The sequence below is a fragment of the Planktomarina temperata RCA23 genome (assembly GCF_000738435.1).
In the GTDB taxonomy this organism is placed as follows: Bacteria; Pseudomonadota; Alphaproteobacteria; order Rhodobacterales; family Rhodobacteraceae; genus Planktomarina; species Planktomarina temperata.
In genome coordinates this window covers 2,152,637-2,168,472 of record NZ_CP003984.1, presented here as the reverse complement: position 1 = coordinate 2,168,472, position 15,836 = coordinate 2,152,637, and the positions used below count along the sequence as shown (strand labels likewise).

Sequence of the window (15,836 nt, the reverse complement as noted above, 5' to 3'; positions counted from 1 at the left end):
AGGCTTGGAAAATGTAACTTAAAAGACGGGTAGACTGATATGCCAGAGATTCAAAAATCGGAAAACGGAGGTGGAGCTAAGGCCCTACCGAGCCATGCGAAAGTTGTGATTATCGGCGGCGGGGTCGTGGGCTGTTCGATCTTGTTCCACCTGGCGAAATTTGGCTGGAAAGATGCGGTCTTGCTGGAGCGCGACGAGTTGACCTCGGGATCAAGTTGGCACGCGGCTGGGCAAATTCACACGATTTCAAGCGATCCGAACATCAGCCGCCTGCAAGGCTATACCATTGACCTATATAAAGAGATTGAAGAGCTTTCGGGCCATTCGGTCGGGCTGCATATGACCGGCGGATTTTATCTGGCCTCGAATAAAACCTGGTATGATTATCTCAAACGCGAGCGGTCCAAGGCGCGCTACATGGGCCTTAGTCAAGAGTTCATCAGCCCCCAGGAAGTGGCCGATCGCCATCCGTTGATTGATCCCAAACATTACATTGCCGCGCTGTGGGATGATCAAGATGGAGATTTGGACCCCTCTGGGGCGACCTATGCCTTTGCCAAAGCGGCCAAGGTGCATGGGGCACAATATTTCACCCATACGCCAGCGACAAAAACCATCCAGCGGGCGGATGGCAGCTGGGACGTGCACACGCCGCGCGGGACCATCAACGCCGAGCATATCGTCAATTGCGGCGGGCTTTGGGCGCGTGAAGTGGGACATATGCAGGGGCTTAACATTCCGGTGCAGCCGATGGAGCATCACTATCTGCTGACGGAAAAGATCCAAGCCATTGCCGATGCGCCAAACCGTCTGCCCTGCGGAATTGATTATGAGGCCAATATCTATTTTCGCCAGGAGCGCGACGGGCTGCTTTTGGGCACCTATGAGCAGCGCGGAACCCCTTGGAAAGTCGGCGGCACTCCGTGGGACTTTGGCCATGAGTTGTTGCAGCCAAATTTGGAGCAAATCGCCGATCGTTTGGAGTTTGCCTTTGAGCGTATTCCTGTTCTGGGAGAGGTGGGCATTCGGCAAGCGATCAACGGCCCCTTCACCTTTGGCCCGGACGGAAATCCAATGATTGGCCCCGTGCCTGGGATGACGAACTATTGGTGCGCGGTCGGGGTTATGGCGGGCTTTTGCCAAGGTGGCGGCGTTGGGCTGACCATGGCGGAATGGATGATTGATGGGGAGCCTTCCATTGATGTCTGGGCCATGGATGTGGCGCGCTTCGGCGATTGGGCGACGCCGGATTGGGGCACGGTGAAATCGACTGAAAACTATGAACGCCGGTTCGTAATGACCTTCCCCAATGAAACGCTGCCGAAGGGGCGGTTGCAGAAAACCACCGCGATTTACGATCATCTGGTGGCCAAGGGCGCGCGCATGGATCAAAGTTTTGGTTTGGAACATGCGCTTTGGTTTGCCAATGGGCCCGACGACGCCCATGAGGCGCCCAGTTTTGAACGCAACCGCAGCCATGACTATGTGGCGCGTGAGGTGGCCTCGGTGCGCGCAGATGTTGGGGTGATTGAAGTGGCCAATTTCGCCAAACATGAATTTAAGGGCCCGGGGGCCCGTGCCTATCTTGACCGGATCTTGGCCGGTTTCATACCAAAACCGGGCCGCGTGACGTTGACTCCGATGTTGACGGAAAAGGGCAAGCTCTATGGCGATTTGACCGTGGCCTGTTATGGGGCGGAACATTTCATGCTCTTTGGCTCGGGCACCATGCAAGAAGCCCATCGCCGTTGGTTCGAACGCGATTTGCCGGCCGATGTGCACTATCGCAATGTGAGTGAGGATTGGCACGGGCTGGCGCTCAGCGGTCCAAAATCCCGTGCGGTCTTGGCCGAACTGACCCGCGAGGATGTCAGCGCCGCGGGCTTTGCCTTTCGCGACACCAAAATGACCTATGTGGCGGGCGTCCCTGTGATCCTGACGCGGATCAGTTTCTCGGGCGAATTGGGCTATGAAATTTACTGCAAGCCGCAATATCTGCGCCGCTTGACCGAAGCGGTGGAGCTGGCGGGGGCAGATCAGGGCCTGCGCTGGTATGGCGCGCGGGCTTTGATGTCGATGCGCCTTGAGAAAGGCTGGGGCGCATGGGGCCTGGATTTCCGCCCCGATTTTACCGCCGCCGAAGCTGGCCTTGATGGGTTCATCAATTGGAACAAAGAGTTTGTCGGTAAAACTGCTGCCCAAGCCGTGAGACAGCCGGCCAAGCGGTTGGTGAACCTGACCCTTGAGGTTGAGGGGATCGACGTGTCCAACGATGAGGCGATCCTGCATAACGGTGCGGCCGTGGGCTACATCTCGTCCGGCGGCTATGCCCATCATGTCGGTCGCTCCATGGCCATGGGCTATGTTCCCACCCGGCTGAGCGCCGGTGGACAAAGGCTTGAGGTGGAAATCTTAGGTCACATGTACAGCGCCGAGGTCCAATCCGCACCGCTTTACGACCCCGAAGGCTTGAAAATGCGCAGCTAATGCGCTGAGCCATGGAGCCTGCGCCCCATGGCCAGAGGCTTTAATCTAGGGGTTTTGGCGGCGCGCCTCCAAGGAACAGATTGCCATTTTGGTAATCACACGGTGCCTCTTGCATCTGCAAATGCAGGTGCTGCCCGTCATCTTCATAGGGATGGGCGCGTGCGAGGTCTTCGTCAAACTCAATGCCAAGACCCGGGGCGCTGGGCGCTGTGATGAACCCATTTTCAACCTGGATCGAGTTTTTGATCAAAGCAGCATGGAAGGGGGTTTCAATGGTCTCGGCGATCAATGTGTTGGGGATCGATACCGAGAGGTGAATATTGGCAGCCCATTCCACAGGTCCAGCATAGAGATGCGGAGCCATTTGCGCATTATAGACCTCCGCAATGGCGGCGATTTTCTTGGTTTCCCAAATGCCGCCCGACCGGCCCAAAGCGGGCTGCAAGATCGTGGCGGCCCCTTGGCGCAAGACTTCGGCAAATTCAGCCTTGGTGGTCAAGCGCTCCCCTGTGGCGATTGGCGTGGTGACAGCGCGGGCCACCCTGGCCATTTCAGCAATATTATCGGGTGGGATGGGTTCTTCAAACCAAAGCGGTGAAAACCGCTCCAGCGCAGTGCCCAGCCGAATGGCCCCGGCGGTTGAAAACTGACCGTGGGTGCCAAACAATAAATCGGCCTTATCGCCCACGGCTTCACGAATGGCACTGCAAAAGGCAATCGATTGGGTGATGTCAGACATGGCCGGCATATGGCCGCCGCGCAACGTATAGGGGCCAGCGGGGTCGAATTTCACCGCCGTGTACCCTTTGGCCAGGGCCGCAGTTGCAGACTCCGCCGTTTGGTCGGCATTGCCCCAAAATGTATTCACGTCATGGTGCTCGAGTGGGTATAGGTAAGAATAGGCCCGAATGCGCTCATTCATTTTTCCGCCCAAAAGCGCCCAGACCGGACGGTCGCGATCCTTGCCCAGAATATCCCAACAGGCGATCTCCAGTCCCGAAAATGCCCCCATCACGGTTAGATCAGGTCTTTGGGTAAAGCCGCTGGAATAGGCGCGGCGAAACATCAGCTCAATATCTTCTGGGCTTTGCCCCTGCATATGCCGTTCAAAAACATCGTGGATCACATGGACCATTGTGGACGGCCCAAGGCTGCTGGCATAGCATTCCCCGATGCCGGTCACCCCAGTGTCCGTGGTGACTTTGACAAAGATCCAATAGCGCCCCCCCCAGCCGGGTGCAGGCGGGGCGGTGATGATCACTTCAAGATCTTGCAGTTTCATATCAATCTCCCAATATCTGCGCCGCCCTGCGGCGGGTTTTAGGCCTGTGCCCGACTACTTAAACACGATCACATTGCGCTTTGCAGATCCAGTTTTCGTATCCGCGATCGCCTCATTGATTTGCTCAAGGCTCCAATGGGCTGAGATTAACTCGTCCAGCTTTAGGCGACCTTGGCGGTAAAGATCCACGATCCATGGGATGTCGCGTTGGATCACCACATCCCCCATTTTGGAGCCGATCATGGCCTGAGAGGCCGCCGCAAGATTGCCGGCCTCATAGGAGGAAGCGGCGCCTGTCGCGGGCATGCCCACCATGATGACCTTGCCGCCACTGGCGAGGTAATTGGGGGCGGCGGTATAGGCGCCCGCGGCACCCACAGTGACAAAAACCGCATCCGCGCCGCGGCCCAGAGCCTGTTGCGCCTCAACCCAAGGGGCATCACCCGTGGCAAGCACCCCGTGGGTTGCGCCAAATTCCATGGCAATCTCGAGCTTTTCGGGCAGCATATCCACCGCGACAATGCGCCGAGCGCCCGCGATCCGTGCGCCCTGGATGGCGTTGAGACCAACCCCGCCCGCGCCGATGACGACCGCATCTTGGCCGGGGCGCATTTGAGCGGCATTGACCACCGCGCCCACACCGGTGATCACACCGCAGGCGATGAGAGAGGCCACATCCATCGGGATATCATCGCCAATTTTCACGACCTGAGTTTGCGCGACAACAACGCGCTGGGCAAAGGCCCCGCTGGCCATGGCTTGATGCAATTTGCTGCCGTCCGGCATGGAGAGCGGGCCTTTGTCCCCGTCATAGGCGGCCTCACAGCCTGTGGGCCGGCCTGTGCAGCAGGAGGGGCAGGTGCCGCAAGAGCGAATCAATGTCACCACGACCGCATCACCGGGCTTCAGCCCCGTGACCCCATCGCCAAGTGCAGAAATGCGTCCCGCCGCCTCATGGCCATAGACCGCAGGCAGCGAGCCACCCCAACCGCCGTCCAGATAGGTGATGTCTGAGTGGCAAATGGCGCAGGCCTCGAGAGTGACTTCAACTTCCCCAGAGTTGGGGCGCGCCAATTCAACCTCTTCGATGGAAAGAGGCTGGCCAAAGGCATGGGCGACGGCGGCTTTGATACGGGTCATTTCGGCTCCATTAGATAACTGCCCCGAGGCTAAAGCCTGTTGCAAAACCTGCAAGAGGTTTTGCGACATTTAACGGGTGGAATTTTGCCCGGAGATGCTGCCCCTTGGCCGGGTGGTAAAGAGGGTCAGCGTGATCGCCACCACGGCCGCGGCCAGAAGAAACGGCGCACCCGGCAAAAAGACCGGCCCGCCGGGACGCGTGGCGAGATAGAACACATAGGTCAGCACCAACGGGGCAAAAATGACCGCCAGAGATTGGGTTGAGGCGATGATACCTTGGACTTCCCCCTGCTGATTGGCTGCCGCTTTATTGGCCATGATGCCGCGCATGGCGGGCACCACAACCGAGCCAAGCGCGGAAAAGGGCGCGATGATAAGTGCCCAAAACCCAGAGGTGAGAAAGCCCAAAGCGGTAAACATGGCGATATTGAACATAAAGCCAATGACGATGGTGCGCCGCTCACCAAGCCAGGGCAAGATCCTGCGGATCAACAGACCTTCGACGACGGCCACTGATATGCCGAAGGAGGCCAAAGAGAGGCCGACCATGCCGGGTTCCCAATGGAACTGTGCTTTGGCGTAATACACCCAAATCGCCGGATAGGAGTAAAAGGCAAATTCATAGAGAAAAAATACCAGTAAAAATCGCGCCAGGCCGGGGATTTTACGGATTTGCACCAGCGCGCCCAAAGGATTGGCCCGGGCCGGATCAAACGGGCGGCGCAGCTCTTTGCTCACCGTTTCGGGCAATACAAAATATCCCAACAGGAGGTTGAGGCTGGCCAGCCCGGCGGCCGCAAAAAACGGGACGCGGAAGCCATATTCGCCCAAAAGACCACCGATCAGCGGGCCCAGTACAAAGCCAACCCCAAAGGAGGCGCCCAGAATGCCGAAATTGGCGGAGCGGTTCTCTGCGGTCGAGATGTCCGAGATGAAGGCTGCAGCGGTGGCTTGGGTCGCGGCGGCGATGCCGCCAATGACGCGGGTCAGAACCAGCAGCCAGATCGAATGGGCCAGCCCCATGACGACATAATCCACGGCGATGACCAGCAAAGAGACCAGCAGCACCGGCCTGCGCCCGTATCGGTCACTTAGCGAGCCGATGGTGGGACCAAAAAGAAATTGCATTAAGGCGAAGACCATGGAGAGAATCCCGCCCCAAATGGCCGCATGGCCGAGATCTCCGCCTTCAATGTCCTGCAACAGATCGGGCATCACAGGAATGATCAGGCCAATGCCCATGGCATCAATTGTCAGGGTGACAATGATGAAGGTAAAGGCCAGAGGTTTGTTCATGCCAGGGATCCTAAATTGCTTAGATATGTCCGGTTGCACGCAAAAAATCACCCAACAGTTTGGCAAATTGCGCCGGTCGTTCAACGCAGGGCAAATGGCCCGCGCCGCGGATGATGTGAAAGCTGCTGCCGGGGATAAGCTCCAGGGTTTCGCGCACCAAATCCGGTGGGGTAGAACTGTCGTGATCACCGGCGATGCCCATGACCGGCAAGCGCAGGGCCGAAGTTGGGGTTATAAAATCTGTACCAGAGATCGCATGGGCGCAGCCAATATAACCCTCCTCGCGGGTGGCCACCAACATATTAGCCCAAGGGGCCATCGCCGGCGTGCCGTGCATTTCAGGGCTAAACCACCGCTGCATCGTGGCGCCGGCCACCGGGCCAATGCCGTCTCTTCGGATGCTGTCTATCCGGTCTTGCCAAATATCTTTGGTGGCAATCTTAGCGGCTGTGTTTGATAGGACCATGGCTCGGATCAAATCCAACCTTTTGCTGGCCAGCCCCTGGGCAACCATACCGCCGATGGACAGGCCAACAAAGAGGCAGGACGTAATTTGCAAATGATCAAGCAGAGCTTCAGCATCAGAAATCAGGGCACCCATAGAATAGGGCGCCTCTGGACAATCGCTCAGACCGTGCCCCCGCATGTCATAACGAATGATACGCAGACCGGCGGGCAGCAAGGGCATAATCTGATCCCACAGCCGCATATCCGTGCCCAATGAGTTGGAAAAGACCAACGGAGCGCCCTGCGGGTCGCCCTCATCGCGATAATGAATATGCATTCCAGATTTGTCGAAGACGTGCATGTCTCTTCCCCTTTCGCCGATTGTCGCTATCGTTGGCCTCATCTTATGGAGGATTCTATGGCTATCACAACCTGCGTCTTTGACGCCTATGGGACTTTGTTCGATGTGGCCTCGGCCGCCCGCCAAGCTGCCAGTCGCCCGGAGAATTCCGAAATTGCTGAAAATTGGGCTAAATTGGCTGGAGACTGGCGCCTGAAACAGCTGCAATACAGTTGGTTGCGGGCTGTGATGGGCGCACATACTGATTTTTGGCAAGTGACCCAAGATGGGCTGGATTGGGCGATGGAGGCCAATGGGGTCTCGGGGGCGCGCCTGCGCAAAGACTTGCTGGATCTCTATTGGAGTCTTGCAGCCTATGAGGAAGTGCCAGCGATGCTCGCGGCCCTCAAGGCGGCGGGGCTCAACACGGCTATTTTGTCCAATGGCTCGCCTGATATGTTGGAGGGTGCCGTTGTCTCTGCCGGGCTTTCAGATCGGCTCGATGCGGTTTTGTCTGTTGAATCTGTTGGAATTTTCAAGCCAGACCGCCGGGTCTATGACCTGGTCGGAAGCCATTTCGGATGTGGGGCAGGGGAGGTGCTTTTTGTCTCCTCCAATGGTTGGGATGCGGCGGCGGCGGCGGAATATGGCTTCGCAACCGCTTGGGTGAATCGCAGCGGTGAGCCGGTTGATCGCCTGCCATGGACACCGCACTATCAATTGCGAGATTTAACCGGGATTCCTCAAATAGCAGGGGTATGAAAGATGAATATAGAGATGATACGGGCCGCGGCGCAGCGGCTGGAAGGCCAGGCGCGGCGCACCCCGCTGCTCAATTCTGCCTTTGTCGATGAGATCGCCGGGCGGCGGGTCTGGGTCAAGGCGGAGGCTTTGCAACATACTGGATCATTTAAGTTTCGTGGCGGTTGGTCTGCGGTCTCGGCCCTCGCAGCTGAGGTGCGCTCGGCGGGCGTCATTGCCTATTCGTCGGGCAATCATGCGCAGGGCGTGGCGCTGGCCGCCCGTCTGCATGGGGTGCCGGCGGTTATTGTGATGCCGAAAGATGCCCCCCGATTGAAGGTTGAGAACACCCGCGCGCTGGGGGCTGAGGTGATTTTATATGACCGAGACCACGAGGACCGTGAGGCCATCGGCGCGGCCCTGGCTGAGGCGCGTGGTTTGAGCCTGATCAAACCCTATGATGCGCCTGAGGTCATTGCCGGGCAGGGCACCTGCGGGCTGGAAATAGCCGCGCAAGCAGCGGAGGTTGGAATTGCCAAGGCTGATGTCTTGGTCTGTTGCGGCGGCGGCGGTTTGACCTCTGGGGTCGCATTGGCGCTGGAGCAGGAGGCGCCTGATATGCGCGTGCGGCCTGTGGAGCCCGTGGATTTCGATGACGTGACCCGTTCGCTACAAAGCGGTCGCCGGGAAAGCAATACCCGCAGCGGCGGCAGCATTTGCGATGCCATTGTCACCCGCAGCCCTGGGGAAATGACCTTTCCGCTCATGCACGAGCTTTGCGGGCCGGGCATCGTTGTGCCGGAAGAAGATTGCCTGCGGGCCATCTCTGTGGCCTTTAGCCGGTTTAAACTTGTGCTCGAACCCGGTGGAGCCATTGCTCTGGCCGCTGCACTCTATCATGGGGAGCAGCTGAGCGGTGAGCATGTGATCTGCATCGCCTCGGGTGGCAATATAGATGCACAGATGTTCACCCGCGCGCTAGAGACCTATCCCAGCCCCTAGGCAAGCCGGGCGATGTCTTTTGAAACAGTATCTAAGACCCCGGAGGTCTTAGAAATTCTCGGGCTGTGGCAGGCCCAGGATATGAAGACCGCCATCCACCATAATGGTCTCGCCGGTGGTGCATTCGCCATAATCTGATGCCAAATAGACAGCGGTGCCGCCGATAGAGGCTTTGGTGGCATTGGCGCGCAGGGGCGTGTTGGCTTCGGTGAAGCGGAAGGTCTTGCGCGCGCCGCCAATGGCCGCGCCAGAGAGGGTTTTCATCGGGCCGGGAGAAATCGCATTCACACGAATTTTTTGCGGGCCCAAATCATTGGCCAGATAGACCACTGCCGATTCCAGCGCCGCTTTCGCCACGCCCATGACGTTATACCAAGGGGTGGCCTTGCGGCTGCCCTGATAGGTCAACGTGATCAAAGTGCCGCCATCTTTCATCAATGGCTCAGCTTTCTTGGCCATGTCGATGAAGGAATAGGCCGAGATTTCTAGAGAGCTTTTGAAGTTTTCGCGGCTGGTATTGATGAACCGTCCGGTCAATTCGCTCTTGTCGGAATAGGCGATGGCATGCACAGCGAAATCCAGCCCGCCCCATTTATCGGCCAATGTGTCAAAGGCCGCTTGCGTGCTGGCATCGTCTTGCACGTTATAATCCAGCACAAGATCCACACCCATATTGGCCGCCAAAGGTTTGACTTTCTCACCAAAGACATCCATTTGCACGCCAAAGGCCAATTCTGCACCCTCGGCCTTCATAGCCTCCGCGATGCCCCAAGCAATGGAGCGATCATTTGCAATTCCGGTGATCAGACCGCGTTTTCCTTTAAGAAGTTCTGCCATGATTTTATCCGTTAAATTTGCTCATGATTAAGGTCGCATTTGTGCCACCAAAGCCAAAGCTGTTGGAAAGAATTGTATCAAGCTCGACATCGTCTTGCCGTGTGGTGACAATCTCTGAGGCATCCAGCGCCGGATCGAGCTCTTGCACGTTTGCAGAGGCTGAAATGAAGCTATTTTGCATCATCGAGAGCGAGTAGATCGCTTCGTGAACCGAGGTTGCGCCCAAAGAATGCCCTGTCAAGGATTTGGTCGAGGAGATCGGCGGAGTTGATCCTTGACCAAAAATATTACGCACGGCCTGCACTTCGGTCACATCGCCAGCTGGTGTCGAGGTGCCATGGGCGTTGATGTAGCTCACCTTTCGGTCGGGATCCAACATGGCTAGAGCTTGACGCATGGAGCGCTCGCCACCTTCACCGGAGGGGGCCACCATGTCGGCCCCGTCAGAGGTGGCGCCATAGCCGGTCAGCTCCGCGTAGATTTTTGCGCCGCGTGCTTTGGCATGTTCCAATTCTTCGAGCACCAAGACACCGCCGCCGCCGGCGATCACAAACCCATCGCGGTTGGCATCATAGGGGCGTGAGGCCGTCTCAGGCGTATCGTTGTACTTCGATGACATCGCGTTCATCGCATCAAACAGGCAGGAGAGGGACCAATGCACCTCTTCGCCACCGCCCGCAAAGACCACATCTTGTTTGCCGAGCTGAATTTGCTCCATCGCATTGCCGATGCAATGGGCCGAAGTGGCGCAGGCGGAGGTGATGGAGTAGTTCAAGCCTTTGATCCTAAAAGGCGTGGCCAGAGTCGCAGAATGGGCAGAGCTCATGCAGCGCGTCACCATGAAGGGGCCCATGCGTTTTGGTCCACCGCGGTTTTTCACCACATCAAAGGCCGCGTGAAAATTCGCGGTCGAAGGGCCACCAGAGCCCATGATCAACCCGGTGCGGACATTTGAGACTTCATTTTCCTCAAGGCCGGAATCGGCAATTGCCTGCTCCATGGCCAGATAGTTGTAGCCTGCACCCGTGCCCATAAAGCGCATGTGGCGCTTATCTATATGATCAGCAGGGTTGATTTTAGGAATGCCTGCAACCCGGCTGCGAAAGCCGTTCTCTGCATATTCTGGTTCAAAAGCAATCCCAGACCGACCCGCCTTCAGCGCATCGGTCACTTCGTCGAAATTATTGCCAATGGGTGAGACAATACCCAGGCCTGTGATGACTACACGGCGCATGTGATCCCCTTAGTTTAATCGGTGAACAAGCCAACTTTCATGTTGGCTGTTGTATAAATTTCTTTGCCATCTGCAAACATGCGGCCGTCCGCCATGCCCAGTTTCAGCTTGCGATCGATAACACGCGTGAAGTCAACATGATAGGTGATCATTTTGACTTCTGGGGTGACCATATCCGTGAATTTCACCTCGCCAACACCCAAGGCCCGTCCGCGCCCCGGCATGCCGCGCCAGCCTAAGTTAAATCCGGTCAACTGCCACAGCGCATCCAGCCCCAGACAGCCGGGCATAACCGGGTCGCCCGGGAAGTGGCACTTAAAAAACCAAAGCTCAGGATGAATGTCGAATTCGGCAATGACATGCCCCTTGCCGTGCAGACCACCATCGCTGCTGATCTCCGTCACGCGGTCCATCATCAACATTGGCGGTTCGGGCAATTGCGCATTGCCCTGGCCGAAGAGCTCACCACGGGCGCATTTCAAAAGACCGTCTTTGTCGAAAGAGGTCGGAAAATCTGATGGCATATTGGGCTCCTGCTTTAGTGTAACGGTTTTGCTTACAGCTCTATATACGTCTGAGGGCATGAGGCAAGGCCGCCTGGGCCTTATGATTTCACTATGCTGGCTGATATTTTGAACTTTTGCCATTGAAAATTAGTCCCAAGGCGTCATATTGGGCCCATGGATCACACAAACGCTCAGGTTGAAACTTATCGGCTCGTCGACCAATGGTTGGCCAAGGGCGGGTTGCGTCCAACGCGGCAGCGGGTGATTTTGGCGCGGCGCTTGATCGGAGATGGCAAAAATCGGCATGTAACCGCCGAAAGCCTGTTTGCCGCGAGCAATGATCACGCAGATAAGGTCTCTTTGGCTACGGTCTATAATACTCTGCGGGCCTTTTGTGATGCGGGTTTGATGCGTGAAATTACTGTGGATGGCGCGAAAAGCTATTTCGACACCAATATGACGGATCATCCACATTTTTATTGGGAAGACAGCGCCGAGTTGGTGGACGCCCCGGCAGACCAATTAAAAATCTTGGCACTGCCTGACGCACCAGAGGGGGCGGAAATTGCTAAAGTCGATGTGGTTATTCGGCTGCGCCGCAAGTCTTAGCACTTGGCTTAAAACCACTGCCCCGGTTCCATAAAACCCAGATCCATCAATTGCTGTGAATGCCATTTAAACTGTTCCGATCCCGGCCAGCGAAAACTGGAAATGGCATGGCGGCTGCCGGGATTATGACGCAACGCTTTGGCGGCCCGAAACGAGCAAACTGAGGCGGTCAGGTTGTGGTGCCAAGGGCAGGAAATTGTGTTGAACTCTGGTAGGTTGAAGGTGAAATCAGGCTGGAATTTTAACCCACGCAGGCTTTGAAAAAGAGCCACGCGATCAATGCGCCTTTTGTGCCATGGAACATGCTCCTCAAAGCGCCACCGCAAGCCGCCGTAGATATTGAGTTGCTGCTCAAGCGGCCTGTGTTCGGCATCCCGCCGGGTTTCTGCGTAATACCCAAGCCGATCGAAATAGGCGTTTGTGACATCCACCCCATGCGGGCTGTGTCCCAAATGCCCCGCATAGAGGTCCACCACAGTCGTGGCGATCGTTTTGCGGCGCTCTTCGGTGTTGAAGGCGATGATCTCCCCAATGCTGCGGGATTCGCAAAATGGATAAAATAAATATTCGCCATTGTAGCCGCAATAAATCCATTGTTGGGGCAGGGCGGAGATGATGGCATTCATCTCTTGGCTGATATCGGAGGAGGATTTTGCAGCCCGCGCAATGAAGGTCACTTCAGCCGGCAGATCTGCGGGGCGGGTAAATGGAACATCGGCCAGCACCACCGTCTGACGGAACCCTAATTTGATATGATGGGCGACTGTATGGGTCAGCTCGATATCGTCTTGTGCAAATATAAAAGCAAAAGGGCCTTTGGGCGCATGGGCTTTGGCCCAGTTTAAATACGTCTTCAGCGTTGGGAACTGCATGAAATTGCCTAAATAAAATTTTGCGATAAAATCCCTTAAATTCACACGCATTGCAAGGGAGGAATTCACGCGGTATCAGCGCCGCACGCATGCCCTGCCGAAAAAGGATTTGACCATGGCCGATACCAAAAAGCTGTTTATCAAGACATATGGCTGTCAAATGAATGTCTATGACAGCGAGCGGATGGCCGAAACCCTTGGCGCCCAGGGCTATGTGCAGACAGATACAGCCGATGATGCCGATATGATCTTGCTCAATACCTGCCATATTCGCGAGAAGGCCGCCGAGAAGATCTATTCGGAATTGGGCAAGTTTCGTGGATTGAAAACCGCAAAGCCGGGGTTGAAAATTGGCGTCGCTGGCTGCGTGGCACAGGCGGAAGGGGCGGAAATTATTCGCCGGCAGCCGATGGTTGATTTGGTGGTGGGCCCGCAATCCTATCATAAATTGCCGCAGATGGAGGCGCGGGTGCAAAGCGGCAAGCGCGCTTTGGATACGGAGTTTCCCGAGGAAGATAAGTTTGACCATCTCGCCAGCCGGCCCAAGGCCAAACGCGGCCCCACCGCGTTTTTGACGGTGCAAGAAGGCTGTGATAAATTTTGCGCCTTTTGCGTTGTGCCCTACACGCGCGGCGCCGAGGTGAGCCGCCCAGCAGAGCGCGTCATGGCCGAGGCCGCCGATTTGGTGGCGCGCGGCGTGCGCGAAATCACACTGCTCGGCCAGAATGTGAATGCCTATCACGGTCATGCGGGCGGTTTGGCCGGCTTGATTTGGCAATTGTCAGAAATTGACCAGCTGGAACGTATTCGCTTTACCACCAGCCATCCCAATGACATGGATGATGCACTGATTGAGGCTCATGGCACATGTGACAAGCTGATGCCTTATCTGCATCTTCCGGTGCAATCTGGCAGTGATCGCATTTTGAAGGCCATGAACCGCAAACATACGCGCGAAAGCTATTTTGCATTGGTCGACCGTATCCGCAGCGCCCGCCCTGATTTGCTCTTGTCGGGGGATTTCATTGTTGGCTTCCCTGGCGAAACGGACCAAGACTTTCAAGATACGTTGGATCTCGTGCGTCGAGTGGGCTACGGGCAGGCCTATTCCTTCAAATATTCCGCCCGCCCCGGAACGCCCGCGGCAGAACGCGCCGAAGTGCCGCCCGAAGTGGCCTCGGCCCGTCTGCAAGAGCTGCAAGCGCTCTTGACCGAACAGCAACGCGCCGCCCAGGCCGATATGGTGGGGCGCGAGGTGAAGGTTCTGTTTGAAAAGAAAGGCCGCCGCGAGGGGCAGTTGATCGGCAAATCCGAGTATCTCCACGCGGTTCATGCCGTGGCGCCCGATGACATGATTGGGCAAGTCATTACAGTGCAGATCCTCAAGGATATGACAAACTCGCTGAAAGGGCAGGTTTTGAGCGCGCCCGCGCGCCCGCGCGCATGATCTCTTCTTTTGTGTATTTTGTTTGCGCTGGGCCTTTCTCTTGCGAGAATCGCGCTATAGTCTGAGACAAACGCAAAACCTATTTAGGGGACCTCATTGGCAGAAGACGCCGTAACAGCCATCGCTGCACAAAACGAATCCCGGATTGAATTTCCCAATAACCGTCTTTTGGCGGAGCTCTGCGGGGAATTTGATCGCAATCTCACCACAATAGAGACGCATCACGCCATCCAAATTGTGCGTCGGGGCAATCTGTTGCTTTTGGTTGGCGATGCGGATGGGGCGGCGCAGGCATCCGCGATTTTGCAATCGCTCTATACTCGGCTGGAACAGGGGCGGCCTGTGACGCCCGCGGATGTGACCGCCGAACTTAGGATGAACATGGTCGGGGGAGACGCAGGCCGCGCCGATCAGCAGATGGAAATGTTCCGTAGCGGTGCGGTGGAAATTAAAACTCGAAAGAAATTGGTTGAACCACGCACAGAGGCGCAAAAGGCCTATGTTGAGGCTTTGTTCAAAAACGAGCTGTCGTTTGGTATTGGGCCGGCCGGGACCGGAAAGACCTATCTGGCCGTCGCCGTGGGCGTGTCGATGTTTATCACAGGGCGCGTGGATAAGATTATCCTGTCACGCCCTGCGGTGGAAGCCGGGGAGCGTTTGGGGTTTTTACCGGGTGATATGAAGGAAAAAGTCGATCCTTATATGCAGCCGCTCTATGATGCGTTGAATGACTTTTTACCGGCCAAACAAATGGCGAAATTGATGGAAGATAAGGCCATTGAGATTGCCCCTCTGGCCTTCATGCGCGGCCGAACCTTGGCGAATGCCTTTGTGGTGCTGGACGAAGCGCAAAACGCCACCTCAATGCAGATGAAGATGTTCCTGACCCGTCTGGGGGAGGGAAGCCGCATGGTGATCACAGGCGACCGCACGCAGATTGATTTGCCGCGTGGTGTTCAGTCGGGGCTGGCCGATGCGGAACGTTTGCTGTCGGATATTCCGAAAATCAGCTTCAATTATTTCACCTCAAAAGACGTGGTGCGTCATCCGTTGGTGGCGGCGATTATTGAGGCCTATGACGCGGATGGCGCATGAGCCTGAGCTTTGAGTTCATTTTGGAAGATGCCCGCTGGCAGGCGCAAGAATTGGCGACGATTGGCACGAAACTGGGCGCGGTCATACCGCAATATCTAGCGCTACCAGCGCAGAGCAGCGCGGTGGTGATGGCCTGTGATGATGCGCAGATTGCCCAGCTGAACCAAGATTTCCGTGGCAAGCCGCAGCCAACAAATGTGCTGTCTTGGCCCTCGGCCGATTTGTCGGGGCACAAGCCGGGAGGCCAGCCCAAACCGGCGACGGACCCTGAATTGGGTGATATCGCCATCGCCTATGAGACCTGTTTGCGCGAATCGCAGCAGGCTGGGCTTGCAATTCTCGATCACCTGACCCATCTTTTACTACATGGGACATTGCATCTTCTGGGTTATGATCACATAGACGATGCAGATGCTGATGTGATGGAAGGCCTTGAAATCAAAATGCTTGCAAGCCTTGGCATTTCCAACCCTTATGAAGTGAATGACGCAACCCAATGAT

Annotated in this window: 15 protein-coding genes; 7 read left to right on the top strand and 8 right to left on the bottom strand. The window is 56.4% G+C overall.

Features of this window, described 5'->3' with window-relative positions; translation table 11 throughout:
• The first annotated feature begins 39 nt into the window (after positions 1–39).
• Positions 40–2,487 (top strand): GcvT family protein, encoded by a 2,448-nt coding sequence (locus RCA23_RS10345; protein ID WP_052377134.1) that lies wholly within the window; start codon positions 40–42, stop codon positions 2,485–2,487.
• 40 nt (positions 2,488–2,527) lie between these two features.
• Here RCA23_RS10345 and RCA23_RS10340 read toward each other — a convergent pair whose 3' ends face one another.
• From RCA23_RS10340 to pcaD, 4 genes are all read right to left on the bottom strand, one after another.
• Positions 2,528–3,769: a mandelate racemase/muconate lactonizing enzyme family protein gene (locus RCA23_RS10340; protein WP_044050249.1), complete on the bottom strand. Its 1,242-nt coding sequence runs from the start codon at positions 3,767–3,769 to the stop codon at positions 2,528–2,530.
• 54 nt (positions 3,770–3,823) lie between these two features.
• On the bottom strand, positions 3,824–4,909 hold the full coding sequence (locus tag RCA23_RS10335; RefSeq protein ID WP_044051485.1) for a zinc-binding dehydrogenase: 1,086 nt from the start codon (positions 4,907–4,909) through the stop codon (positions 3,824–3,826).
• 69 nt (positions 4,910–4,978) lie between these two features.
• Entirely contained in the window at positions 4,979–6,205 is a 1,227-nt protein-coding gene (locus RCA23_RS10330) for a TCR/Tet family MFS transporter (RefSeq protein WP_044050248.1), read from the bottom strand.
• 19 nt (positions 6,206–6,224) lie between these two features.
• Positions 6,225–7,013: a 3-oxoadipate enol-lactonase gene (gene pcaD, locus RCA23_RS10325; protein WP_044050247.1), complete on the bottom strand. Its 789-nt coding sequence runs from the start codon at positions 7,011–7,013 to the stop codon at positions 6,225–6,227.
• 57 nt (positions 7,014–7,070) lie between these two features.
• Between pcaD and RCA23_RS10320 the strand changes: the two genes are divergently transcribed.
• Together RCA23_RS10320 and RCA23_RS10315 are read left to right on the top strand one after the other, a co-directional pair.
• Positions 7,071–7,754, top strand: a complete 684-nt coding sequence (locus RCA23_RS10320; RefSeq protein WP_044050246.1) for a haloacid dehalogenase type II — start codon at positions 7,071–7,073, stop codon at positions 7,752–7,754.
• A gap of 3 nt (positions 7,755–7,757) precedes the next feature.
• Complete coding sequence (locus RCA23_RS10315; protein WP_044050245.1) at positions 7,758–8,735, top strand: threonine ammonia-lyase; 978 nt, start codon at positions 7,758–7,760, stop codon at positions 8,733–8,735.
• A gap of 48 nt (positions 8,736–8,783) precedes the next feature.
• Here the strand turns inward: RCA23_RS10315 and RCA23_RS10310 are convergent, their stop codons facing one another.
• From RCA23_RS10310 to fabA, 3 genes are read right to left on the bottom strand one after another with little or no spacing between them, the layout of a single operon-like run.
• Positions 8,784–9,572 (bottom strand): enoyl-ACP reductase FabI, encoded by a 789-nt coding sequence (locus tag RCA23_RS10310; protein ID WP_044050244.1) that lies wholly within the window; start codon positions 9,570–9,572, stop codon positions 8,784–8,786.
• A gap of 4 nt (positions 9,573–9,576) precedes the next feature.
• On the bottom strand, positions 9,577–10,806 hold the full coding sequence (fabB, locus tag RCA23_RS10305) for a beta-ketoacyl-ACP synthase I (RefSeq protein WP_044050243.1): 1,230 nt from the start codon (positions 10,804–10,806) through the stop codon (positions 9,577–9,579).
• Between the two features lie 14 nt (positions 10,807–10,820).
• On the bottom strand, positions 10,821–11,330 hold the full coding sequence (gene fabA, locus RCA23_RS10300; RefSeq protein ID WP_044050242.1) for a bifunctional 3-hydroxydecanoyl-ACP dehydratase/trans-2-decenoyl-ACP isomerase: 510 nt from the start codon (positions 11,328–11,330) through the stop codon (positions 10,821–10,823).
• A 156-nt stretch (positions 11,331–11,486) separates the two neighbouring features.
• On the opposite strand from fabA, the gene irr reads away from it, so the two are divergent.
• Complete coding sequence (irr, locus tag RCA23_RS10295; protein WP_044050241.1) at positions 11,487–11,921, top strand: Fur family transcriptional regulator Irr; 435 nt, start codon at positions 11,487–11,489, stop codon at positions 11,919–11,921.
• 8 nt (positions 11,922–11,929) lie between these two features.
• On the opposite strand, the gene RCA23_RS10290 is transcribed toward irr, so the two are convergent.
• Complete coding sequence (locus tag RCA23_RS10290) at positions 11,930–12,793, bottom strand: hypothetical protein (RefSeq protein WP_044051484.1); 864 nt, start codon at positions 12,791–12,793, stop codon at positions 11,930–11,932.
• A 115-nt stretch (positions 12,794–12,908) separates the two neighbouring features.
• On the opposite strand from RCA23_RS10290, the gene miaB reads away from it, so the two are divergent.
• The 3 genes from miaB (at position 12,909) to ybeY (ending at position 15,835) form a co-directional block, all read left to right on the top strand.
• Positions 12,909–14,240, top strand: a complete 1,332-nt coding sequence (gene miaB / locus RCA23_RS10285; RefSeq protein WP_044050240.1) for a tRNA (N6-isopentenyl adenosine(37)-C2)-methylthiotransferase MiaB — start codon at positions 12,909–12,911, stop codon at positions 14,238–14,240.
• Between the two features lie 96 nt (positions 14,241–14,336).
• Positions 14,337–15,335: a PhoH family protein gene (locus RCA23_RS10280; RefSeq protein ID WP_044050239.1), complete on the top strand. Its 999-nt coding sequence runs from the start codon at positions 14,337–14,339 to the stop codon at positions 15,333–15,335.
• Positions 15,332–15,835, top strand: coding sequence for an rRNA maturation RNase YbeY (gene ybeY, locus RCA23_RS10275; RefSeq protein WP_169701391.1), 504 nt, complete (start codon positions 15,332–15,334; stop codon positions 15,833–15,835). The genes RCA23_RS10280 and ybeY overlap by 4 nt, the downstream gene beginning before the upstream one ends.
• Position 15,836 lies beyond the last annotated feature (1 nt).